Origin of the sequence: Pseudomonas sp. PNPG3, from assembly GCF_023093815.1 — a bacterium.
Taxonomy (GTDB): Bacteria; Pseudomonadota; Gammaproteobacteria; order Pseudomonadales; family Pseudomonadaceae; genus Aquipseudomonas; species Aquipseudomonas asiatica.
Genome location: NZ_JALLKV010000008.1, coordinates 1 through 24257, shown reverse-complemented (window position 1 = coordinate 24257; position 24257 = coordinate 1). Strand labels below are relative to the sequence as shown.

Annotated in this window: 19 protein-coding genes and 2 pseudogenes; 7 read left to right on the top strand and 14 right to left on the bottom strand. The window is 62.0% G+C overall.

The genetic code is table 11. The annotated features are described in order from the left end of the window. Window positions 1-71: 71 nt before the first annotated feature. Window positions 72-773 carry a 4'-phosphopantetheinyl transferase superfamily protein gene (locus tag MJ643_RS07880; protein ID WP_024087597.1) on the top strand — a complete coding sequence of 234 codons (702 nt, stop codon included), beginning with the start codon at window positions 72-74 and terminating at the stop codon, window positions 771-773. A 2-nt stretch (window positions 774-775) separates the two neighbouring features. Here MJ643_RS07880 and MJ643_RS07875 read toward each other — a convergent pair whose 3' ends face one another. Both MJ643_RS07875 and MJ643_RS07870 read right to left on the bottom strand, forming a co-directional pair. Continuing rightward, a complete protein-coding gene (locus tag MJ643_RS07875) occupies window positions 776-2383 on the bottom strand; it encodes an ATP-binding protein (protein WP_013973840.1) in 1608 nt (535 codons plus the stop codon). Continuing rightward, window positions 2380-3078 (bottom strand): response regulator transcription factor, encoded by a 699-nt coding sequence (locus tag MJ643_RS07870; protein ID WP_013973841.1) that lies wholly within the window; start codon window positions 3076-3078, stop codon window positions 2380-2382. Before MJ643_RS07870 ends, MJ643_RS07875 begins: the two co-directional genes overlap by 4 nt. A gap of 829 nt (window positions 3079-3907) precedes the next feature. On the opposite strand from MJ643_RS07870, the gene MJ643_RS07865 reads away from it, so the two are divergent. The 3 genes from MJ643_RS07865 to MJ643_RS07855 all read left to right on the top strand — a co-directional run bounded on the left by MJ643_RS07865 (window position 3908) and on the right by MJ643_RS07855 (window position 9019). Then, complete coding sequence (locus tag MJ643_RS07865) at window positions 3908-6787, top strand: ribonucleoside-diphosphate reductase subunit alpha (protein ID WP_013973842.1); 2880 nt, start codon at window positions 3908-3910, stop codon at window positions 6785-6787. 246 nt (window positions 6788-7033) lie between these two features. Further along, complete coding sequence (locus MJ643_RS07860) at window positions 7034-8284, top strand: ribonucleotide-diphosphate reductase subunit beta (RefSeq protein WP_024087598.1); 1251 nt, start codon at window positions 7034-7036, stop codon at window positions 8282-8284. Between the two features lie 198 nt (window positions 8285-8482). Continuing rightward, window positions 8483-9019 (top strand): Bro-N domain-containing protein, encoded by a 537-nt coding sequence (locus MJ643_RS07855; RefSeq protein ID WP_041505643.1) that lies wholly within the window; start codon window positions 8483-8485, stop codon window positions 9017-9019. 342 nt (window positions 9020-9361) lie between these two features. Here MJ643_RS07855 and MJ643_RS07850 read toward each other — a convergent pair whose 3' ends face one another. After that, complete coding sequence (locus MJ643_RS07850) at window positions 9362-9823, bottom strand: hypothetical protein (RefSeq protein WP_003259732.1); 462 nt, start codon at window positions 9821-9823, stop codon at window positions 9362-9364. A gap of 31 nt (window positions 9824-9854) precedes the next feature. Then, window positions 9855-10310, bottom strand: a complete 456-nt coding sequence (locus MJ643_RS07845; RefSeq protein ID WP_013973889.1) for a hypothetical protein — start codon at window positions 10308-10310, stop codon at window positions 9855-9857. Window positions 10311-10815: 505 nt separating this feature from the next. Here MJ643_RS07845 and MJ643_RS07840 point away from each other — a divergent pair. From MJ643_RS07840 to MJ643_RS07830, 3 genes are all read left to right on the top strand, one after another. After that, window positions 10816-11016, top strand: a complete 201-nt coding sequence (locus tag MJ643_RS07840; protein ID WP_013973890.1) for a hypothetical protein — start codon at window positions 10816-10818, stop codon at window positions 11014-11016. Window positions 11017-11080: 64 nt separating this feature from the next. After that, window positions 11081-11743, top strand: a complete 663-nt coding sequence (locus tag MJ643_RS07835; RefSeq protein ID WP_023661524.1) for a hypothetical protein — start codon at window positions 11081-11083, stop codon at window positions 11741-11743. Between the two features lie 72 nt (window positions 11744-11815). Then, on the top strand, window positions 11816-12406 hold the full coding sequence (locus tag MJ643_RS07830; protein WP_169775184.1) for a hypothetical protein: 591 nt from the start codon (window positions 11816-11818) through the stop codon (window positions 12404-12406). A gap of 1 nt (window position 12407) precedes the next feature. Here the strand turns inward: MJ643_RS07830 and MJ643_RS07825 are convergent, their stop codons facing one another. The 10 genes and pseudogenes from MJ643_RS07825 to MJ643_RS07780 all read right to left on the bottom strand — a co-directional run. Then, on the bottom strand, window positions 12408-13307 hold the full coding sequence (locus tag MJ643_RS07825) for a LysR family transcriptional regulator (RefSeq protein WP_208209694.1): 900 nt from the start codon (window positions 13305-13307) through the stop codon (window positions 12408-12410). A 112-nt stretch (window positions 13308-13419) separates the two neighbouring features. Further along, window positions 13420-15456 carry a pyridoxamine 5'-phosphate oxidase family protein gene (locus tag MJ643_RS07820; RefSeq protein ID WP_024087628.1) on the bottom strand — a complete coding sequence of 679 codons (2037 nt, stop codon included), beginning with the start codon at window positions 15454-15456 and terminating at the stop codon, window positions 13420-13422. Window positions 15457-15483: 27 nt separating this feature from the next. Further along, the gene (locus MJ643_RS07815) at window positions 15484-16113 is read right to left on the bottom strand and encodes a glutathione S-transferase (RefSeq protein ID WP_208209695.1); all 630 of its coding nucleotides are present in this window, start codon (window positions 16111-16113) and stop codon (window positions 15484-15486) included. 220 nt (window positions 16114-16333) lie between these two features. After that, on the bottom strand, window positions 16334-16885 hold the full coding sequence (locus MJ643_RS07810; RefSeq protein ID WP_013973896.1) for a UPF0149 family protein: 552 nt from the start codon (window positions 16883-16885) through the stop codon (window positions 16334-16336). Window positions 16886-16976: 91 nt separating this feature from the next. Beyond that, complete coding sequence (locus MJ643_RS07805) at window positions 16977-17966, bottom strand: asparaginase (RefSeq protein WP_024087629.1); 990 nt, start codon at window positions 17964-17966, stop codon at window positions 16977-16979. Continuing rightward, the gene (locus MJ643_RS07800) at window positions 17963-19117 is read right to left on the bottom strand and encodes a hypothetical protein (protein WP_061551535.1); all 1155 of its coding nucleotides are present in this window, start codon (window positions 19115-19117) and stop codon (window positions 17963-17965) included. Before MJ643_RS07800 ends, MJ643_RS07805 begins: the two co-directional genes overlap by 4 nt. A 10-nt stretch (window positions 19118-19127) precedes the next feature. Then, window positions 19128-20024, bottom strand: coding sequence for a nitrilase family protein (locus MJ643_RS07795; RefSeq protein ID WP_024087631.1), 897 nt, complete (start codon window positions 20022-20024; stop codon window positions 19128-19130). A gap of 144 nt (window positions 20025-20168) precedes the next feature. Next, window positions 20169-22107, bottom strand: a pseudogene (locus MJ643_RS07790) (FAD-dependent oxidoreductase). 144 nt (window positions 22108-22251) lie between these two features. Beyond that, the gene (locus MJ643_RS07785; protein ID WP_024087633.1) at window positions 22252-23895 is read right to left on the bottom strand and encodes an acetolactate synthase large subunit; all 1644 of its coding nucleotides are present in this window, start codon (window positions 23893-23895) and stop codon (window positions 22252-22254) included. A gap of 129 nt (window positions 23896-24024) precedes the next feature. Beyond that, window positions 24025-24257 (bottom strand): annotated as a pseudogene (locus tag MJ643_RS07780) (hypothetical protein); the annotation flags it as partial.

Sequence of the window (24257 nt, the reverse complement as noted above, 5' to 3'; positions counted from 1 at the left end):
AAGGCCGCTCCCACAAGGATGCATTGCCACGCTGGCTCCCTCAGTGCCCGTACAGCTGGCACAATACCCCCATGAACACACTCCCCGCCTGCTGCGCCCCGCTCCAGCACCACTGGCCCCTGCCCCGCCCCCTACCCGGCGCGGTGCTGGTCAGTTGTGCCTTCGACCCCGCCCATCTGGCACCCGACGACTTTCAGCGCGCCGGCGTCGTGCCAGGCGCCAGCCTGCAGCGCTCGGTGGCCAAGCGCCAGGCCGAGTACCTGGCCGGCCGGGTATGTGCCCGCGCCGCGCTGCAGCGCCTGGACGGCCGTGACTACGTGCCCGGCACCCACGAGGACCGCTCACCCATCTGGCCCGCCGGCATCCACGGCTCGATCACCCACGGTAAAGGCTGGGCTGCCGCCGTGGTTGCTGCCGAGGCCAGTTGCCGGGGCCTGGGCCTGGATCAGGAAGCGTTACTGGATGACCAGCGTGCCGAGCGGCTGATGGGCGAAATCCTCACCCCGCCCGAGCTCGAACGCCTCGACCGCAGCCAGCTCGGCCTTGCCGTCACCCTGACCTTCTCGCTGAAGGAAAGCCTGTTCAAGACGCTCTACCCGCTGACCCGCCAGCGCTTCTACTTCGAGCACGCCGAAGTGCTGGACTGGTCCGCCGACGGCCTGGCCCGCCTGCGCCTGCTCACCAACCTGTCGCCGCAGTGGCGGCATGGCGCCGAGCTGCAGGGCCAGTTCTGCCTGCAGGACGGCCATCTGCTCAGCCTGGTCAGCGTCTGACCTCACAGCGGTGCCTGCTGCCGTGGCCAGTTCAGGCTGAAGCAGGCGCCACCCAGCGCGGCGCTGCGCCCCACTGTGGCTCGGCCCGCGTGCCAGTAGATGATCCGCCGCACGATCGACAAGCCCAGGCCATGCCCGCCCGAAGCGCGGGTACGGCTGTCGTCGAGGCGGGTGAACGGTGTGAAGATACGGTCCCAGACGCCCTCGGGGATCCCCGGGCCGTCATCCTCCACATCGATGCGGCAGCGTTGCTGCCCCAACTGGTAGCTCAGGCGCACCTCGGCCTCGGCGTGGCGCATGGCGTTGCCCACCAGGTTCTGCAGCGCCCGGTGCAGGTAGCGCGGTTCGGCTTCGACCCAGGCGCCTCCGCCATCGGCACCCTGGCACTCACCGCGCACCACCCTTACCTCGGCACGCAACGGCGCGAGTTCTTCGATCACCCGGTCGAGCAAGGCATCCAGGTCTACCCGCTCGAACTTCAGCGCCGGTGCGCCCTGCTCCAGGCGGGCGTAGGTGAGCATCTCGTCGACCAACTTGTCGAGGTCCTGGATATCGCCGTCCATGCCCGCCAGGTGCTTGGCCCGGGCCTGCTCGGTGGTGGCACTTTCGATCATCTCCAGGCCAAAGCGCAGACGTGCCACTGGCGTGCGCAGCTCGTGGGAAACTGCCCGCACCAGTTCGCGCTGCATGGTCAGCGAGCGCTGCAGGTGCTCGGCCATGCCGTTGAAGGCCGCAGCCAGACGCCCCACCGAGTCGGCGCCGCCGGCGGGCACGCGGGTGTCCAGGCTGCCTTGGGCGATGCGCGTGGCGGCAATCTCCAGGCCCGACACGCGCCGCTCCAGTTGGCGTACCAGCAGGTAGACCACCAGGCCGATCAGGCACAGACCAAGAAAGGTTATCAGGATCAGCAACTGCGGCGGATAGGGGTTGAGCTGGTACAGCGGGCCGATTTCCAGCACCCAGGGCGAACCCGCCAGCCCGGCGAACACACGGATCGAGTCGCCATCCTTGCCCAGGGCCATGACCGTATCGCCCTCCTCGACCCGGCGCCGCTGGTCATCGTCCAGGCTCACCCGCTCGATGCGCTGCAGGGCCACGCCAAAGCCGAAGCCCTTTTCTTTCTTGATCTGTGCCAGGCGCTGCTGCTGTTCAGTCACCGGGTAGCGCACCAGTTCGTCGGCCAGCAGATAGAGGGTGGCCCGCGCCAGTTGCTCGCTGATCTGTTTGATCTGCGCTACCAGCATCAAGTCTTCCTGGCCGACCTTGCGCAACACCTGGGCCGCATGCGGGCCGGTCTTCTCGACCACCACCAGGCCGCGGTACAGGCGCGCCCGCTGGCCGCCATCGAGTGTGCGCGCGGTCATGGGCTGCAGCGCCAGTGGCACGCCGAGCAGGCGCTCCCAGATCAGCAGCGAGCGCTTGCGCTCGGTATCGTTCTGCAGCGCCAGGTTGTCGGCCATCAGGCTGAAGGTGCCCTGGGCCAGGCCTTCGCGGTGCTGGGCGGCACGTACTTCGTTGACCAGGTGCAGGCTGAGTACACCGAGCAGGGCTACCAGCACCAGCACGGCCAGCATGCCGCCATAGATGCGCAGGAAGATCGAATTGTTCATGAAGCCTCGCCGACGAACAGGTAGCCCTTGCTGCGAAGGGTCTTGATCAGCCTTGGCTGGAGCGGGTCGTCGCCGATCTTTGGGCGGATCTTGGAAATGCGTATGTCGATGGAGCGGTCCTGCCCGTCGTAGCCGACCCCACGTAGCGCGGTGAAGATCTGCTCGCGCGTCAGCACCCGGCCGGCGTTGCTGGCCAGCAGCCAGAGCAGGTCGAATTCGGCGCCGGTCAGCTCTATCAGCTGTTCGCCCAGGCGCGCCTCGCGCAGGCGATTGTCGATGCGCAGCGCGCCGAAGGCCAGGTCCTGGCGCTTGCTGTCCGGTGCTTCGCTGCGGCGCAGCAGTGCCTGGATACGCGCCAGGAGGAGCCGTGGGCGTACGGGTTTGCAGACATAGTCATCGGCCCCAAGGTCCAGGCCCTGGACCTGGTCGAGTTCATCGCTGCGGGCGGTCAGCATGAGGATCGGGCCGGGGTACTGGCTGCGCACCCGACGACAGATGCTCAGACCGTCCTCGCCGGGCAGCATCAGGTCGAGAATGACCAGGTCAGGCTGGCTGTCGACGATGCGCCGCGCGGCGCGAGCGCCATCGCCCTCGACGCTGATTTCGTAGCCGTTGGCCTGCAGATACTCGGCGGTGAGCTCGGCCAGGCGCTGGTCGTCTTCGACAATGAGAATGCGGGGTGCGGGGTGGTCCATGGCTTGTGCCTATGTTTGTTGTTTTTCTATGGCCTGTGCCGGCCTATTCGCGGGTGAACCCGCTCCCACAAGGACCGCACCGCTTTCGAACCCTGTGCAGTACCTGTGGGAGCGGGTTCACCCGCGAAAGGGCCAGCACAGGCAACATAACCCTTTAACCAAAAAGCAACATCCCCTCGGAATACTACGGCTGCCATCCGGTACTGCCAACCTGCCAGCAGCCCCTCGACTGAACCGTTTTTTGTGATAGGGTTCGCGCCCGAAAAATTCTGCCCCGGGGCAGCAAGACGCAGAAAAATACTGCAAACCACTTGGCACAAGGCCTACAGCGAATACCCACCATTCACTCACAAAGTACGCACAAGTTATCCACAGGCGCTCGCCTTGCAAAGCCCCCGATACCGCATTATCTTGTATCCCGATCGCAGCGAACCACTAGATATAGGGTTTCGTGCAAAATCACACACAAAAGTCAACCCGCAAAATCAGGCGATTTTTCGGGTGAACTTCAAGTGATTCCAGCAGCCAAACCGCTCCTGCGGAGGGCGACCGAGGCAAGCCCCTCCAGGGCCTTGTTCGGGTATGGGTGTTGCAGGCCAGGCCTGACATCCATCAGCAACAGTTTTTGGGCCCGGCCCAGAACCTTTGACTTCGGCCAGGGAGCGGCGAGCCATTGCCCCTTATTCCTGAGTCTGTCCCGAAGTTGGTACGCCCGCGCGGGCGGATGCGCATGCATTGCCCATCCCCGCCAGGCCATCGAGCAAGTGGACGGAACGGTGGGCGCCCAAAAGGCGCCTGAACAATATAGAAACTGTGGAGACACCCACCCATGCAAACCGACACAACTCGCGAGAACCCGCAGGCCAAGGTGCCGCAGGCCGCCGATTCCAACCAGGATCTGGCCGCCACCGCTCCCGGCCAACTGCGCGTGATCAAGCGTAACGGCACTGTCGTCCCCTACACCGACGACAAGATCACCGTGGCCATCACCAAGGCGTTCCTCGCAGTTGAAGGCGGCACCGCCGCCGCTTCGTCGCGCATCCACGACACCGTCGCGCGCCTGACCGAGCAGGTCACCGCCACGTTCAAACGTCGCATGCCATCGGGTGGCACCATCCACATCGAAGAAATCCAGGACCAGGTCGAACTGGCCCTGATGCGCGCCGGCGAGCAGAAGGTCGCCCGTGACTACGTGATCTACCGTGAGCAGCGCGCCAAGGAGCGTGCCACCCGCGTCAACACCGAGTCCGTGGTCGAGCCGCACCCGAGCATTCGCATCACCCTGGCCGACGGCAGCCTGGCGCCGCTCGACATGGCCCGCCTGAACACCATCATCAGCGAAGCCTGCGAAGGCCTGGCCGAAGTCGATGGCGACCTGATCCAGCGCGATACCCTGAAGAACCTGTACGACGGCGTGGCCATCAAGGACGTCAACACTGCCCTGGTGATGACCGCCCGTACCCTGGTGGAGCGCGAGCCGAACTACTCGTTCGTGACCGCCCGCCTGCTGATGGACACCCTGCGTGCCGAAGGCCTGGGCTTCCTGAACGTGGCCGAGAGCGCCACCCACCACGAAATGGCCGACCTGTACGCCAAGGCCCTGCCGGCCTATGTCGAGAAAGGCGTCGAGTTCGAGCTGCTGGACCCGGCCCTGAAAGGCTACGACCTGGAGCGCCTGGGCAAGGCCATCGACCACGAGCGTGACCAGCAATTCACCTACCTGGGCCTGCAGACCCTGTACGACCGCTACTTCATCCACAAGGATGGCGTGCGCTTCGAGCTGCCACAGGTGTTCTTCATGCGTGTGGCCATGGGCCTGGCGCTGGAAGAGAAAGACAAAGAAGCCCGTGCCATCGAGTTCTACAACCTGTTGTCGTCCTTCGACTACATGGCCTCGACCCCGACCCTGTTCAACGCCGGCACCCTGCGCCCACAGCTGTCCAGCTGCTACCTGACCACCGTGCCGGACGACCTGTCGGGCATCTACCACGCGATCCACGACAACGCCATGCTGTCGAAATTCGCCGGTGGCCTGGGCAACGACTGGACCCCTGTGCGTGCACTGGGCTCCTACATCAAGGGCACCAACGGCAAATCCCAGGGCGTGGTTCCGTTCCTGAAAGTGGTCAACGACACCGCCGTTGCCGTCAACCAGGGTGGCAAGCGCAAGGGCGCCGTGTGTGCCTACCTGGAAACCTGGCACCTGGACATCGAAGAATTCATCGAGCTGCGCAAGAACACCGGTGATGACCGTCGTCGTACCCACGACATGAACACCGCCAACTGGATCCCTGACCTGTTCATGAAGCGTGTCTTCGATGACGGCAAGTGGACCCTGTTCTCGCCTTCGGAAGTACCAGACCTGCACGACCTGACCGGCAAGGCCTTCGAAGAGCGCTACGAGTACTACGAAGCCCTGACCGAGTACAACAAGATCAAGGTGTTCAAGACCATCCAGGCCAAAGACCTGTGGCGCAAGATGCTGTCGATGCTGTTCGAGACCGGCCACCCGTGGCTGACCTTCAAGGACCCGTGCAACCTGCGTTCGCCGCAGCAGCACGTGGGCGTGGTCCACAGCTCGAACCTGTGCACCGAAATCACCCTGAACACCAACAAGGACGAGATCGCGGTCTGCAACCTGGGCTCGATCAACCTGCCGAACCACATCGTCGACGGCAAGCTGGATACCGCCAAGCTGCAACGCACCGTGAACACCGCCGTGCGCATGCTCGACAACGTGATCGACATCAACTACTACTCGGTGCCGCAAGCGCGTAACTCGAACTTCAAGCACCGCCCGGTCGGCCTGGGCATCATGGGCTTCCAGGATGCGCTGTACCTGCAGCACATTCCGTACGGCTCCGATGCTGCCGTCGAGTTCGCCGACAAGTCGATGGAAGCGGTCAGCTTCTACGCCATCCAGGCGTCCTGCGACCTGGCCGACGAGCGCGGTGCGTACGAGACCTTCCAGGGTTCGCTGTGGTCCAAGGGCATCCTGCCGCTGGATTCGCAACAGATCCTGATCGAGGCCCGTGGCGCCAAGTACATCGACGTCAACCTGGAAGAGTCCCTGGACTGGGCCCCGGTGCGCGAGCGCGTCAAGAAAGGTATTCGTAACTCGAACATCATGGCCATCGCGCCGACCGCGACCATCGCCAACATCACCGGCGTGTCGCAGTCCATCGAGCCGACCTACCAGAACCTGTACGTGAAATCGAACCTGTCGGGCGAGTTCACCGTGATCAACCCGTACCTGGTCCGCGACCTGAAGGCCCGTGGCCTGTGGGACTCGGTGATGATCAACGACCTGAAGTACTACGACGGTTCGGTGCAGCAGATCGAGCGTATCCCGCAAGAGCTGAAGGACCTGTACGCCACCGCGTTCGAAGTCGAGACCAAGTGGATCGTCGATGCCGCCTCGCGTCGCCAGAAGTGGATCGACCAGGCCCAGTCGCTGAACCTGTACATCGCCGGCGCCTCGGGCAAGAAGCTGGACGTGACCTACCGCATGGCCTGGTACCGTGGTCTGAAGACCACCTACTACCTCCGTGCACTGGCCGCGACCAGCACCGAGAAGTCGACCATCAACACCGGCAAGCTCAACGCCGTTTCCAGCGGTGGCGACAGCGCCCCGGTCCAGGCAGCCGGCCCTGCGCCAGTGCCGAAGGCCTGCGCGATCGACGAGCCTGACTGCGAAGCCTGCCAGTAAGGCCAGGCCGAGGCTTCCTGCGGGAAGCCTCGATGCGTTTTCCGCATCACTGCGGACCCTGTGGGAGCGGGTTCACCCGCGATGAGGCCGGCACTCCCGCCGCCTCTCCACAGCCAGACACAACAAGCCGTGGCTGCAAAGCCGCGGCCAGCCCTTTTCGGGCACCTCAGATTTGCGTGCACCGCACCGCAACCAAGATCCACCGGCCATACTTGATAGATGGCCCTCAAGCAGGAGAATCTCACCATGCTGAGTTGGGACGAATTCGATAAAGAAGACGGCGAAGTAGCCGCCAAAGGCAACACCCCTGCGCAGGCCGCTGCTGCCGCCACCCTCGACAAGCTCGACAGCGCCGGTGGTGCCGCCGCCCTGGAAGCCCGTGCCGCCACCGCCGACGACTCCGACGCCGTCAAGCGCGCCAAGGCTGCCCTGAACGACCTCGACATCGCCGAAGGCCTGGCCGAGCTGGAAGGCTCCGGCGCCCGCGTGCGTGTTGACGAAAAGCGCATGATCAACTGCCGCGCCGACCTCAACCAGCTGGTACCGTTCAAGTACGATTGGGCCTGGCAGAAGTACCTGGACGGCTGCGCCAACCACTGGATGCCGCAAGAGGTCAACATGACCGCCGACATCGCCCTGTGGAAGAGCATGGACGGCCTGACCGAAGACGAGCGTCGCATCGTCATGCGCAACCTCGGCTTCTTCTCCACTGCCGACTCGCTGGTAGCCAACAACCTGGCCCTGGCCGTGTACCGCCTGATCACCAACCCGGAGTGCCGCCAGTACATCCTGCGCCAGGCCTTCGAAGAGGCGATCCACACCCACGCCTACCAGTACTGCATCGAGTCGCTGGGCATGGATGAAGGCGAGATCTTCAACATGTACCACGAGATCCCGTCGGTAGCGAAGAAAGCCGCCTGGGGCCTGAAGTACACCCGCGCCATCTCCGATCCGGAATTCAACACCGGCACCGTCGAAACCGACAAAGAGCTGCTGCGCAACCTGATCGCCTACTACTGCGTACTGGAAGGCATCTTCTTCTACTGCGGCTTCACCCAGATCCTGTCCATGGGCCGCCGCAACAAGATGACCGGCGTGGCCGAGCAGTTCCAGTACATCCTGCGTGACGAGTCGATGCACCTGAACTTCGGTATCGACGTGATCAACCAGATCAAGATCGAGAACCCGCACCTGTGGGACGCGGCGATGAAGGAAGAAGCGACCCAGATGATCCTGCAAGGGACCCAGCTGGAGATCGAATACGCCCGTGACACCATGCCACGCGGCGTGCTGGGCATGAACGCAGCGATGATGGAAGACTACCTCAAGTTCATCGCCAACCGTCGCCTGACCCAGATTGGTCTGAAGGAAGAGTACCCAGGGACCACCAACCCGTTCCCTTGGATGAGCGAGATCATGGACTTGAAGAAAGAGAAGAACTTCTTCGAGACCCGTGTGATCGAGTATCAGACTGGTGGGGCGTTGAGCTGGGATTGATAATCCGAGCGAAGCATAGAGAAGGCTGCCGATTGGCAGCCTTTTTTATTGCAGGAAAAAAGCCGAAGAGGAAGCTTCCTACAAGGTTCTCATTGTGACCTTTGTATCGTCGCGATAACGTCTGTCGGCGCTTAAGAACGCTCACGCAGCGGTATTCCGTTCCCGTTAGCAGCGGCTCTCCAAATCAGGATGGCCAAGATGAACAGTTTCAATACACCTACCCTATTCACCCGCCGCAACCGCCCACTCCACACCCTCTGGCTCGAATCCCAAGCCTGGTTCTGCGCCCACGAACTCGGCCGGCTGAGTGGTCACTTCTACGACGAACACTGCATGCGCAAACTCGACCCGGATCAGTACCGCTCCGTGCAGTTGCTGCGCTATGGCAAGTACCAGGAAACCACGATGGTCAGCGAATCCGGGGCGTATACCTTGTTGGCGCATCACCATGTGCCGGAGAACCGGCATTTGCGCTGGTGGCTGACGCATGAGGTGGTGGCGGTGCTGCGTGATCGGCAGGCGGACGGGATGGAGGATGTCCCGCGACTGGAGCAGATGTGCTGGCCTGGGGGGCGGAGCGCGACGTTGTTGTATTGGCAGAGTGAGCCTTGGGTGAGGATGCGGGATATGCCGGTGGTGCTGGCTGGGGAAGTGGATCAGCTGGGGCCGGTGGAGAAGCGCAAGTTGAGTTGGCGGGAGTGTGCGCAGCGGGCGCTGCGGTTGCATGGGGTTTAAGCGCCGGGTTTGCCTGGGCGGGCCTCTTCGCGGGTGAACCCGCTCCCACAGGTACTGCGCTGGCTTCGAGCTCACGCTGTACCTGTGGGAGCGGCCGTGGCCGCGAACACCGGCGCAGCCGGTGCCATGCACCGCACCGCCTGCTTCGCGGGCTTGCCCGCTCCCACAGGTACTGCGTTGGCTTCGGGTTCACGCTGTACCTGTGGGAGCGGCTTTAGCCGCGAACACCGGCGCAGCCGGTGCCATACACCGCGTCGCCTGCTTCGCGGGCTTGCCCGCTCCCACAAATGCCGGTGACATCCACAGCTAGTTCATTTGCCTGTCTATAACACCACTGCCCTGCTACTTCCCCTCCCCAACCGGCTCCACCCGCTGCACCACGATCTGCATATGGGTCGCCATGTCAGTCAGTATCACCTCCCCTTCCTTGTACTCCGGGGTGATCATCAGCGAGCGGATAAAATGCTCGTTGCCGCCCTCGCGCTTTTGCACGTTCTCGAACGCCACGATGACCGTGTCGTTGCGCCAGTTGCTGATGTCGAAACCGCCCGCAGCAACGAACTCACTAATGTCGCGCTCGTCGTTGAAGACATTGGCAGGCAGGATCAGCAAGCGGTCCTTGAGAAACACCTCGTAGTACTGACGTGGCCCCACCGGCCAGTTCTGCGCCACCACGTGCTCGATGCGCCAGTGATGGACATTGTTCTCATAAACCACCACGCGCTCGACCTTGTGCCCGTTGCACGCAGCAAGCAATGGCAACAGCAAACCAGCGAACCCGACACGCATGCGGCGCAAATTCATCCAGAAGCCTCGTTACATCAGCGAAAACACGTTACTTGGCAGCTTTCGCCGCCTGCCGGTTGGCCCTGCGAATGTCCCGGTAGCCCACCAGGCGCACGCGCATTTCCCGGTAGCGCTGGGTATTGATGACCAGCAAGGCCAGCAGCCCGAGCAGCAAAACAGAGACGTAGCCGCCCATGTGCGGCCGGTAAGCGTAGCTGGGCAACGCAGCCAACACGGCCAGCCCGTTCAGGCCGATCAGCCCCCGCAGGCCCCAGGCGTATCCACGCACCAGCGCGATATGCGAAGCGGCGCTCACCGCGCATGCCAGCGCCAATGCCAGCACCGACAGCGACCGGTCCGGGCTGCGCAGCCAGGTGGAGAACACCAGTGAAACACTGCCGCCAATGGCGAAGCAGGACAGCAGCAACTCGGCGATGAAAACGCCGAAATAGCGGGAAAGAAATCTTTGCAGTTCCTGACCCTTTTGAAACTTCGATCCATTCATATGAGTGAGCACTGTCGTCCTTGAAAACCGTAGAGCGCGGCTAGCTTACCTTGACAATTGCGAATGAATAAACCATAAAACCCGACTTCGAAGTGCCTGCCAGCGCGATATCACTTTGGCACTTTATGTAAGTTTCGCACCTGTGCACATTAACAACTCCGCACAGGTACACGCCCTCCCCAGGGCCGATAGGAGATCGAATTCTGGTGAATGAATCGCCGTTGCTTTCAGCGCTGTTCCCGCAGGCCGGTTCTGGGGAACTGAAATGAAGCGTGTGTCCAAAGCCCTGCCGACGCTGCTGGCTGCAATCGCCCTGAATGCATGCGCGCAGGCGCCCGCCCCGTCATCGAATGCGGGGCCTGAAGTTATCCTTGCCGGGCACAAGCTTGCACTTGTGAACCACGAAGGTCGTTGCGCACTGCGCAGCTCCGATGCATCACTGCTAGAGTTGGACATGCCCTGGCCCTGCCAATTCAGCCCGGATAGGGATGGAGGCAAGCCTCGCGTGGAACAGTTCAATGGTGTACAGATCATCATTGTCAGGCATGTGCAGCCCGCCCCGTCGCTGCCCGGAGGTTGCGATAGCCAGTACCAGGCTGTTCGCCAGATGGGCAACCGCCTCGAGCCTTCCATCCTGGCACGTGGCGCCAGTTGCTCGAGCGGCCCTGTGGACCAGAAAAACTTCGTAGGGCTGTTCGAGTGGTAACCAAAATCGCTGACTACCCGTCGCTACGCCAGGTCGTCCGCAAGCGCAAAGGGTGTTACCAGCCATGAAGAAAATCCTCTTGTCCCAACAAGATCGCGGCTTCGGCCAGATCGGTGGCGCGGCTTTGCTCAAGGACCTGTCCTTGTGGCCGAGAAACCCTGAAACCGGCATGTTGCTGACGCCCATCCTGACCCTGAGCGAGCACTTCCAACCGGCCATGTTCGTCCCACCAGGCATGGCCATCACGGTTTTCCTCGCCGTCGAGCAACATCAGGATGGCAGTTTCAGCCGCCCTCTCCAACGTCGCTATACGGTCAATCAACAAATCGAACTGCTGAACGTCCTCAGTAGCGAATTTACCCGGGTCATCCTGCACGAACTCGCCAGCCAGCCGCTGGAACCCGCCAATCCCCCCTTGCTGCTGGAGCGAGCGTTCATCGATTTCGAAGAAATGACTGACGAGGAGCATGACGAGGAACATCAGGATGAGGACAGCGGGATCGGCCTGAGCAAACCCAGCGGTAGGCCCTGCTGGCTGCAGGACCCGATCTATGAACCAACGCGCTACATGTTCATGATGCAACTGATAGATGCTGACGTGGCCGAAGCCAGCCCTCAGCATGCGGGGCTGTTCGGCGAAGGTAACGGCTATCTGTTCGTGGACATGCAGGCACGCCGTGGCAAGCAAGGCGACGACGCCGGTTTCTTCTTCATTCAGTTCGCCTGAATGACCAGCCAGGATCAAGGTCCGCCCATGAACATAGCTACGGCACGAACGGCAAGATCTCGGGGGCCTGGTATGAATATCTACCATTTAGACAACGCGCCAACGCCTTGGGGAGACTGGGGCGCAGCACTGGTCCAGGGCATGATCGCCTGGGACGAAGATACCGATGTAGACAGCATCAAGCGGGCCGGGCCGTACACTCCGGCTGCGTATATCCGTTCGGGTTCGCTGGTGCTCACCCAGCCGGTCAAGGAAGCCCTGGAAAAAGGCGGCCTGAAGGGGGTCGGGCGTTACGAGCACCTGGAGAAGACCCATATCGTTCACATCGACTGGCTGCATTGGGATACCAGCAAGCCCATTACCGATTACCTCGATCTGGAAGGCGGGCCGAGCTCGATCATCGACTCCCTGCCGCATGACCCTGGGCTTGCCAAGCGCATGCCGGAGTACTGGCAGGCATTCGTGGTGGGCAAGCTCAACCTGCTCAAGGACCCGCAGTATGACCCTGCCGACCTTGGCCAGTATCTCAAGGTGCTCAAGGCCGACGAGCAAGCCGATTTCTTCAAAGGGGATGTCTATCGTGGCTACTTCCTGAGCGAACGCGCCAAGGAGTGGCTGGAACAGCAGTGCCCGGGTTGCTTTACATTCACCCTGCTCGGTTGAATCAGTCCAGCTGCCGAGCCCTCAGCGCCTGCGCCAGCATGTCAATGAAGGCGCGGACCTTGGCCGAACCGTACTTGCTCTCCCGGTGCAGTATATGGATTGGCCACGGCGCCTCTTCGTATTCGGCAAGGATCACCTGCAACTGCCCACTGGCCACCTCATCCGCGACCTGATACGACAGCAGGCGGGCAATGCCCAACCCGCCGCTGGCGGCAGCGATTGCCCCGTCATTGCTGGTCACCATCAAGCGAGGCTTCATGCGCACCAGAGTCGGCTCATCGGTCACCCCGAAACGCCAGCCGGCTCGCGGCGACAGGTTGGTGGTGCCGATCACCGCATGCTCCGCCAGGTCGGACGGGTGCTTCGGCACGCCGTGGCGCGCCAGGTACTCGGGAGAGGCGCACAGCATGCGCCGGACCCTGCCCACCCGCAGTGCTTTGAGCCCGGAGTCGGGCAAGGGGCCGATACGAACGGCCACATCCATGCCCTCTTCGACCATGTTGACGATGCGGTCGAGGAAGTAGGCGGAAACGTCAACCTCGGGGTACTGCTGCAGGTAGTGGACGATGCACGGCATGACGAACTTCTTGCCGAACAGGATGGGCGCGGTGACGGCCAGGTCGCCCTTGGGCGTGGCGTTGATGCCGGCGGCGGCTTCGTTGGCCTCGTTGATGCTGGCGAGGATATGCCGGGTGTCTTCCAGATAGCGGCCACCGGCTTCGGTCAGGCGTACGCTACGGGTGGTGCGCAGCAGCAGCAGTTTGACCCCCAGCTGATCCTCCAGGGCGCTGACGGCACGGGTGACCGCAGCTGGGGAGATGTCCAGGCGGCGGGCAGCGGCGGCGAAGCTTTCCAGCTCGCCTACGGCGACGAACACCTTCATCAGGTGGATCTGGTCCATGCGGGCTCCTGAGCGCTATGAGATGCCGGGATTATCTTTCATCTGAGCGTTTTGTGTTGCCTGTGCCGGCCTTTTCGCGGGCGAGCCCGCGAAAGGGCCGGGACAAGCTACCTTACAGATCCAGCACCAACGCCTGCGCCCCCTCCTCCGACCGGGCCGGCACGGCACAGCAGATCAACACCGACCCCGCCTCCGGCAGCTCGGCCGGCGGGTTCGGGTAATGCACCTGGCCACTGACCAACCGGGTCTTGCAGGTACCACACGACCCACCTCGGCAACTGAACTCCGGCGACAATCCGCGAGCCTCGGCCAGCTCCAGCAGCGTCCCGCCACCGGGCGCCCAGCGCGCCTCCTTGGCCGAAGCCGCAAAGTACACCGGCACCGGCTCACTGGCCGCGGGCGGCTGTTGCAGGGTGGGCTGGTCATCGTCGGTGTGCCGCCGGAGCGTCGACGGGCCAAAGGCTTCGGCATGAATCCGCGCATCCGGCACATGCAGCCCGCGCAGCCCTTCATACAGGTCCTGGGTAAAACTGCCTGGGCCGCACAGGTAGAAATCGTAGTCGTCCAGCGCCAGCGTCGCCTTGACCTGCTCGATACCCAGCCGACCGGCAAACTCGTAATCACGCCCCGCCAGCGCATGCTCTTCCGGCTGGCTCAGGGCGCGGTACACGTGCAGCAGGCCGCCGGCCTGTTGCCGCAAACTTGCCAGCTCCTCACGGAACGGCAGGTCGGCCAGGCTGCGCGCACCATGGAACAGATGAATGCGCCGTGCCTGCCCCTTGCTCAACTGCTCGCGCAGCATGGCCAGTAACGGCGTGATACCCACACCCGCGCCGATCAGCACCAGCGGCCGCGTACTCTGCAGGTCCAGCGTGAAGCTGCCCATCGGCGAGCGCACGTTCAGCACATCGCCTGCCACGACGTGCTCATGCAGGTGCCGCGAGGCCCGACCCTGGGCTTTGACGCTGATGCGCAGGTAACCGTCGGAAGGCGCGCTGGACAGGCTGTAGGTGCGGATCAGCGCCGCCTCACCGTCGAGCTGGACTTGCACCGGAACATGCTGCCCCGGGGCAAAGGCCATCGCAATGCCAGCAGGAGGCTCAAGGTAGAACGAGCGGATATCACGGCTTTCCTGCTCCACCCGCAGCACACGCCAGGCCTGCCATTGGCGCTGCCGCTGGCGTTGCTGCAGGCGTATGTCGGCCTCGGCCCAGGTGCCGGTCATCAGGCTGGTCGGGGCGTACTCCTTGAAGGCCCAACGCAGGGAAACGGCAGCCGGGCGCCGCACCACCTGCTCGACCTCCAGCGTCCACAAGCGCTCGGCGCCTTCGAACGCCTGGATGGCGGGGCTGTCCAGCAGCAACTCGGCATGCCCGTATAGCTGCAACACGTTGCCGTTGCTGAAATCGATGAATAGCAACCCTGCTTGCGGGTTCACCAGCAGGTTGCCCAAGGTGTTGAAGTGCAGGTTGCCAGCATAGTCGGGAATGGTCAGGCGGTTGCCTTCGACCTTGATGAACCCGGGCCGCCCGCCACGGTGGGAGACATCCACCGAACGCTGGCCTTCGACATGCTCGACATAGCTGGCGACAAAGAAGGTGTCGGCTGCCTGGATCATGCTGACAGCCGAGGCATCGAGTGTCGTCGCATCGACACGCCCCTGGGCGGGTTCCGCGACACGGGTGTAGTCACGCAGCTGGATGTACTGCGGGCAGTTGCCGAACGACTGCTCCACAGTCACCTGCAGTTGCCCGTCGCCGGCCTGGTGGATCTGGCCGTTGAGGCGGTTGCGCCGGCGGGTATGCAATTCGATCCCCAGCAGGCCGACCGCCTGCCCGGCAGCCAGCCCCGGGGTGGCGGGATCGTCTGCTGGCAGTTGAGTGTCGATCGTCAGCTGGCGCGGGTCCGGCGAGCTGACGAAACCTTCCGGCCCTTCCAGCAGCGTTGCCCAGGGCCGCCCCAGTGCGTCCACGCTGGCGGCGACCATGAACGGCAACTGGTGATAGAAAATACGATGCTGGTCGGGCATGTAGTCACGAATGACCTTCTGCCCGAACGCCTCCATGCGCTCCGCGACACCGGCTTTTTCCTGCAGGGTCTTCTCCCCCGCATGCCAGGGCGAGGAGTGGTGGTCCGGGTTCTGTTGCATGGCGGCGTTCCTCGCAGTGGCGGGATATCAGGCGCTGGTCTGCAGGCCGATCACGGTGCGTGGCATGGGCACGAAGCGCGGCAGCGCCTCGATCCGCGCCAGCCAGCTGCGTACGTTGGCATAGGGCTCCAGCGACACATTGCCCTCCGGTGCGTGGGCGATGTAGGAGTAGTTGGCGATATCGGCGATGGTGGGTGTGCTACCGGCCAGGAAGGGCGTTTTGGCCAGCTCGGCGTCGATCACCTTCAGCAGGGTATGGGCGCGGGTAATCACTTCGTCGGTGTTGAACGAGGCTCCGAACACCGTGACCAGACGCGCGGCAGCAGGGCCGAAGGCCAACGGGCCGGCAGCGACCGACAGCCAGCGCTGGACGCGGGCGGCGGCAGCGGGTTCCTCAGGGAGCCAGGTGCCGTTGTCGTACTTCTTGGCCAGGTACACCAGGATGGCATTGGAGTCAGCGATCACCGTGCCGTTGTCGTCTATGACCGGGACCTGGCCGAACGGGTTGAGGGCCAGGAAGTCCGGCTGCTTGTGCGCGCCTTTGGCCAGGTCGACGAACACCAGCTCGGTGGGCAGCTTCAGCAGCGAAAGCATCAGCTCGATGCGATGGGCGTGGCCGGACTTGGGGAAGTTGTAAAGCTTGATCGGGTTCGACATGGGCTTGGCTCCTGATCAGCACCGGGGTGGGCTGGTGGAGCACATGCTGCACCGGTTCGGCTGGCAGCAGAATCCGTGTGGCGGGGAAACCATAATTTCGCGGAGCGGAATAATGGAAGTATCCAGATCCGCGTATGCTCTGTGTAGGAGCGGTCCTATCGCGACACAAGGCCGCTCCTACAAACCGATATTGGCCGGTACTATCAAGGCAGGTGCAAGATCAGTGCAGCTTGTTGAAATACCGGAACAACCCACGCGCAGCCTCGATCACCTGCGGCACACAGGCCTGGATGTCCTCTTCGCTCATCTGGTCCAGCAGCTCGAAGTTGTCCTCGAGCCCATGCAGCGAAATGGCCTTGAGCAGTCGGTCCTGCTCCGGCGGCAGCTCGGCCCAGCCAGCGACCTGGGTGCCGCGCATATAGCCGAAGCACCATTCCTCCATCACGACCACCGTGCCTGCCTCGCCTTCACTTTCCTCGAACAGCGGCTCGAAGTGATCGACGTCGTCCCCCAACTCCTCTGCCACCTGGCTGGCATAGCGCAGCATCAATGCCGTATACGCCTCTTCATGTGCCGGCTTCTTGAATTTCGGCACCTTGCCACCAGCCACCGCGGGCAGCCACTGTTCCGGGGTGACAGTGGTCGGTGAGCTGGCCAGTGCAGTGAAAAAGCCATTGAGCTCGGCCAGGTTGAGTACCGAGTAGTCATTGCCGTAGGTGATCAACAGGTCTTCGAGGCGGTCGAGTTCTTTTTCGCTGAGTGCGGGGAGCATGGGTGAACATCCTGGGAAGCAAAAGTGTGTGCACCCTAGCACAGCAACGCCAGAAGGGCTGCCCGCGCTTACAGCTTTGCGGGCAGATTGCTTAACGTGGCAACCAGCCATGCAGCAGTTGCTGCCTGCCAGTTCCGATCAACAGCCATAGCAGAATGCGACACTTGCGCGGACACAACTGCCCCGCCATATGTACCCCCTTGCTCTGCAGATCGATCTCGGCACCGGCAAAACCGTAAGAGGCCGTGGCTGTTGGGCCACTGCCTGTGCGGGTAGCAACAATCACTGGCAAGGTCGGCGCGAGATGGCCAAGCACTTCGGACCAGCTACCGGAAACGTGGCCGGCACCAAAACCGGCGATGACCAGCCCCTCGTAGCCCAGTGCCGCTGTAGCCTTCAACAACGCCGTGTCTGCGTCCAGGCACGCTTCCAGCATTGCAACCCGGTGCCCGGTGCGATGCGGTAACGGCAGCACCTCTCGTGGGCCAGATGGCTGACGATATACCACAGCACCTTCCACAACATCGCCCAGCGCTCCGCACCCGGGCGATTCGAATGCAGCCATCGCGAGGCTTGCCGTCTTGCGAACCCTTGCAGCACAGTGGACCTGATCATTCATCAGTACCAGAACGCCGCGCCCACGGCTGCCCGGCGCCAGTGCAACCTGCGCCGCAGCCAGCAGGTTGGCCGGGCCGTCGTTGCCCGGCTGGCTGGCCGCGCGCATGGCACCGGTCATTACCAATGGCGCATCGAACGGCCAGAGCAGATCGAGGAAATACGCCGTTTCCTCGAGGCTGTCGGTACCTTGGGTCAGTATCACCGCGTGTGCTCCGCGAGCCACCTCGCCCCGGGCCCAGGCCAGCACCTCGAGCATCGCCGCAAAGCCCAGCGAGGCACTGGGCAGCAGACCCAAAGTGGCAGCTTCAAGCTGGGCCATCTCACGCAGTTGCGGCAACTCGGCCAGTTGTTCATCGCAGTCAAGCTTGGGCATCACCCCGCATTCGCTCGCACTTGCCCGCATGCTCACCGTCCCTCCAAGGCTGGCAATCGACAACTTAGGCAGGTTTGCATGCGCTTTCATACGCCACCTCCAGCAAGCAGCCCGACCAGCGGAACGATCGCCAGTGTGCTGATGGCCATCGACACTACATTGCCGATGTAACCATGCATGTAGGCCGGCAAGCGCTGACTGATGGCCACTGCCAACGGTGGCGCTACCAGCGCGCCCAGCACTGCACTGGCTACGACCACTTGCCAGTCTCCACCGTGGGTGAGCACAGCGGCAGGTACGATAGAGACGATGGGAATGTAAGTGGGGTACCAGCCTCGCGCCTGCCATTGGCGACGCCAGAACACGACTCCCACCAGTGATGCCAGCGCCTGCCCGGCAACCAGCGGTATCAGCAGCAGCGAACCGTAGACTGGCGCAGCGGGGGCCAGCATGTATGCCAGGAACACCCCCAACAGTAGCCCGAGGCTGGCCAGTTCATTACCGAAGAATGGCGCTTCGCTGAAATCGGCCAGTACACGCCGCAAGGTCCAGGCCACACCGTAGTCGGGCTGGGCCGCATCGGATTCAGGTGCGGCGGTCGGGTGGCTGGGCCGTACCCATGATGGAAAGCGCCAGCACAGCATGAACGCAATCACGCTTGCCAGCGCCATGCCACCTACGTTGCCGACTACCACCGGCAACTGCAGGGGATAGCACAGGTAGTTGACCATCAACAGGCTGGCTGGTGTTACCAACAGCGCTCCCAGCAGTGCGCCGGTGATGGTCACCTGCCAACCCGCACCAAACAACAGCACCATGGCTGCTGGCAAGGATACGAAAGCAACGAAGGTTGGTTGCCAGGTGCCACTGGCCAAGGTCCATCCCCACAACGCGTGACTGAGCAACAAGCCCAGCAGCGAACTGGTGAACACCCACGGCCATAGTCCGCTGCCGTAGCAGATGGCAAAGCCGTGCCAGCGATACCCATGCACATGGGCCCAATGCGCCAGGCAAGCTCCCAGTAGCAAGCCCAGGGCGGGCAACTCGTGCTTATAGAAGGCCACTTCGCTGATATCACCAACTATCCAGCGCAGGCGGCTTAGCGGCTGATCGAGCGTCGCGGCCAGTTGCATGTAGTCCGGCCATTGGCCCTGTACAAGGCTGGCTGCCAGCAGCACCAGCAGGCAGGCAAGGATCAACACCGACGAACGCTGCCGGTTGGGGAAGAGTAGCGTTTTCATGTGCAACTCCTCAGCGGGGCATAGGTGCATGAAGGCGATAGCCAAGCGTCGCATCGTAAAGGTCGGTGCGCCTGTCTCGCGGCAGGTCGTTGAGGCTGTTCCAGATCGGCGCCGAGCGGGCGCTGCTGAGGTCGACATCGGCGTAGAGAATGCCCTCCTCCTCTGCACTGGCCACCTCGCCGATGGGCCAGCCATTGGTACCGGCAATCAGTGAACAGCCCAGGAAGCGACCGCCCCGCTCGCTACCTATGCGATTGGCGGCAGCGATGTAAACGTTGTTGGCGTGTGCCGCCGTCATGGTCAGGTAGGACGCCATGCAGCGCCCTGATTCATCGAACAGTGGTGGTGGCGTCCATACCCAGTTGTTCAGGCTGCAGATGATGTCGGCGCCTTGCGCAGCCATCAGCCGCGGCACTTCCGGGAACCAGATATCCCAGCAGATCAGCAGGCCGATACGGCCGATCGGTGTCTCGAACACAGGGAAGCCCAGGTCGCCAGGGGTGAACCAGAGCTTTTCCTGGTTCCACAGATGGGCCTTGCGGTAATGCCCGAGCAAGCCTTGCGGACCGAACAGAACGGCACTGTCGAAAAGTTTCAGTCCCTCGCGTTCGGCAAAACCCGCAGCCAGATATACCTGGTACTCCTTGGCGAAATCCGCCCAGGCTTTCAGGCTGCGCCCCTCCTCCAGCGTTTCGGCGTGGGCATAGGCCTCTGCACGCGTGTGGAAGGTGTAGCCGGTGTTGGCCAGCTCGGGTAGCACGATCAGGTTGGCGCCTTCACGCGCCGCGCACCGGGCCAATGCCAGGCCCTTGCTCAGGTTGCCATCACAATGCTCCAGCCCGACCTGAGGGTCGTACTGGATGACAGCGATACGTACGGGGCTGACGGGCGTGCAGTGTTCAGACATGGCGGCTTCCTTTTATGGTTGTTTTGGAAGGGCGCCAGTAAAGCGGGGTTGGGCGGGGGAGTGACAGTCGGGGAGTTCCTATGGGATCGAAGGACAAGAGAGGTGTTCCAGTAGGAAACTCCCTACAAAAACGCCCGGATGCAGCTATTTCCCAACTTGATAATGTGGGTAGTGGTTCAGGGTAAAGCCACCATTGAACGATGCCGATGTTCTGCTGCACAGGTTGATGACCACATCAAGCGCCGTGCGTAAACACGGCTCGGTCCAGCCGGCGTCAACAGAGAAGGACTCTCCAGCCAGATACAACCCTGAGCTGGCACTCAGATCACGGTTGTACTTCATCAAGCTCACTGCATCGTAATAGGTCCCAGCCCGATACAACTTTGCGCAACCAAGCGCGTTTCGATCAGTCATCCAACGCTGTATGCGAATGTTTCGGGTATCGATATAAGGCGATATGGGTTCAGCCACGTTGCTGCAGCTAAGGAGGATCCGATCGAGTTCCTTCACGCACTTGTCGCCCAGTTCTTCATCTGAGAACGCGGCCAGTTTCGTTGCATCGTCTTCCCAGGTGTAACTGAGCAGGATGCAGTCATCAGCGTAATGGTCGTTGTAGCGGTAGGCATAGACATCGTGAACGAAACTGTCAGTGACCAGGATTTGCGGAAAAGCTGGGTTGCGATCCAGGAAGCTCTTATTCAGCGGGGCATAGACCTTGCAGCTTGTCTCCCAGTGAGCATGCTTCCAGGCATCCATGATCGTCTGCGGCAATATCTGACGGCTGAAACCGTCGAGGCGGATGTTGGTTTCGATCAGCCAGGAAGGAATGGTCAAGATCACGCTGTCGAAGTCTTCGTATTGGACGTTCCCCTGCACCGGATCACTGCAATGCCAACGGTATCCGACCCGTACGCGACCATCCTCCAGCTTTTGTAGGGAACAGACCGAAGTGTCAGTCAGTAACCCATCATCTCGTTGCAGCAGGTGGTCATACAGCGAGGAACCGCCCATCCCGACGTCCAGAAACATGAGGCTTTCGTCCATCGCCGCAAGCCCGATATAGGCTGGCCCCTGAAACATCAATCCTTTACTGTCAGGGACGCTGCTGGCTTCAAGATGGGGCGCAGCGTAAGGCACACCGTCCTGGTCAACACGCCCATGCACCAACTGCAAATGACTGCTGAAACCAAAGATTGCTGTACGCAGCGGGTAAAGGCAGCAGACGTCATAAAACGCTCCCCAGCTACCATCTCCAATACCGATTGCATAGAAGATGGCCGACTCGTCGCCACTCATGCCTAGCCCCGCCAAAATCACCAGGGGTTGCGGGGTCCCAAGCAGTAAGAGCGGGTAAACGCACCAGATCTCTAAACGATATTCGATGATAGCGCTTGACGATCGCCGACCACATCGACTCCCAACCATAAGTGCCATAAACCGCAGCAATACGCTCGGCGAACTGCTCCGCAAAATGGCGCCATTTATCGTAGACCTGCTGAAGCATCGCAGAAGGGGGTGGTGTCGTTCCTTCGGGATTGCGCCAGACCAACAGCTCAGGGTCTCTCTCACCCTCTAATTGCCCGTCACGAAGATATATTCCAGTGGCATTCACCCAAGGTGTCCCTGGATTTGGAAAATTGGAAATTCGTAGCTCGAACAGCTTGGCGTAATAGGCCATAAGCGAACGCCCATCTTTTGGGGGCTCACCAGTCCTGTTGAAGAACGGCATGCGCATGGCCCCCATTTCAAAAGGGGTTACAGGCTGTTTGTGATTTCCTGCGTTACTCACCAGCGTGAGGTGGCGCCCACCCACACGCCGGGACTGCTCGATCAAGGTGATATGGGTAAAGCCGCAACGAAGCAATTCCCGGGCTGCAGTCAGCCCGGTAACACCAGCACCGACAATACAGATCCGGTGATCCGGCTGAGTGGCGTATGCAACTCCGCCCTCTTGTTCGAGTAGACGGCGATAATCAAAGCAAAGATCAGGAGGATTAGGGTAACGCGCAGCCCATGGCTTTACGGACAGGGATGGCTCGATAGCCAGATCAGCAGGATGGTTGTGTGTTGAGCCGATGGTCATGGTCTCGTGTTCTCAATGAGTTGGGAACATGAGAATGATCAATCAAGAGATGCGTGAGGAGGTTGTTAATTAGCACCAACTGGCCACCACAGGATCGGGAGGTATCTGTGGTGGCCCGGTTGATGTCAATAAAGCCGTTACACCTTACACCGCCAGCGCGCGCTCACGCAGCTCGCTGTTGAGGATGCGGTCGTTCTCGCTGTAATCGACCGGGCAGTCGATCACGTGCACGCCCGGGGTCTTGATGCAGTGCTCCAGCAGCGGCAGCAGGCCTTCGGCGCTTTCCACGCGGTGGCCGTTGGCACCGTAGGCTTCGGCGTACTTGACGAAGTCCGGGTTGCCGTAGTCCAGGCCGAAATCGGTGAAGCCCATGTTCGCCTGCTTCCAGCGGATCATGCCGTAGCCGTCGTCACGCAGGATCACCACGGTGATGTGCATGCCCAGGCGTACCGCAGTTTCCAGCTCCTGGCTGTTCATCATGAAACCGCCGTCGCCGCAAACCGAGATCACCGGGCGGTCCGGGTGCACCAGGTGCGCGGCCATGGCCGATGGCAGGCCGGCGCCCATGGTTGCCAGGGCGTTGTCCAGCAGCACGGTGTTCGGCTTGTGTGCCTTGTAGTTGCGGGCGAACCAGATCTTGTAGATACCGTTGTCCAGGGCAACGATGCCTTCGGACGGCAGCACGCGACGGATGTCGGCGACCATGCGCTGCGGGTAGACCGGGAAGCGGTTGTCGTCGGCACCTTCGGCGATCTGCGCTTCGTTGGCTTCACGGATCGCCATCAGGCGGGTGAAGTCCCAGTGTGTGGTGTCGGTCAGCGCTTCGCTGATCTGCCATACGGCGTTGGCGATATCGCCGATCACTTCAACCTGCGGGAAGTACACGGCATCGACTTCGGCGGAGCGGAAGTTGATGTGAATGACTTCGGTGCCGCCACGGACCATGAAGAACGGCGGCTTCTCGATCACGTCGTGGCCGATGTTGACGATCAGGTCGGCGGCTTCGACGGCGCGGTGCACGAAGTCACCCGACGACAGTGCGGCGTTGCCCAGGAAGCGCGGGTGGCGCTCGTCGACCACACCTTTGCCCATCTGGGTGGTGATGAACGGGATACCGGTCTTGTCGATCAGTTGCTTGAGGACCTTGGCGGTCATCTTGCGGTTGGCGCCGGCGCCGATCACCAGGATCGGGTTGCGAGCTTTCTGCAGTTTTTCCACGGCGGCTTCGATGGCCTTGTGCTCGGCCAGCGGGCGGCGGCTCAGGCTAGGCGGAATCGGCAGGCTTTCGGTCTGCTCGGCGGCGATGTCTTCCGGAAGCTCCAGGTGCACGGCACCCGGCTTCTCTTCTTCGGCCAGGCGGAAGGCTTCGCGCATACGGGCCGGGATGTTGTCGGCGGAGGCGAACTGGTGGGTATACTTGGTGATGGGGGCCATCATGCCGCACACGTCGATGATCTGGAAGCGGCCCTGCTTGGACTTCTTGATCGGCTTCTGGCCGGTGATCATCATCATCGGCATGCCGCCCAGGTAGGCGTAGGCGCTGGCGGTGACCAGGTTGGTGGCGCCAGGGCCGAGGGTCGACAGGCTGACGCCGGTCTTGCCGGTCAGGCGACCATAGGTGGCAGCCATGAAACCTGCGGACTGCTCGTGACGGGTAAGTACCAGCTTGATCTTCGACTTGCGCAGGGATTCCAGCAGATCGAGGTTTTCTTCACCGGGAATACCGAATACATACTCGACACCTTCGTTTTCCAGGCATTGCACAACGACATCGGCGGCCTTGGCCATCTTGCTTGCTACCTCAAGTGATGGGACGGTGGAAGTCCGGAAATGCGCAGCACGGTACGCTGGCATCGCTCAGCCCGGGGCCAGGAGTGCCCCGAACCAAAGTCTTGACGTAGGGTGGATGCGGGAAAGTCACGTGAATGTGACGGGAATATTGTCGCAACCTGGGTATTTTGCGGTCGGGGTGGGAGCAGGCGTGTCGAGGCATCGAACCGCCGCGAAGCGGGCGACGTGGTGGATGGCACCGGCTATGCCGGTGTTCGCGGGTGAACCCGCTCCCACAGGGACTGCGTATGCCCGGGAATTTTTTCGCCAGAAAGACAAAACCCCTACCTGCATGCGCAGATAGGGGTTTTGCGAAATGA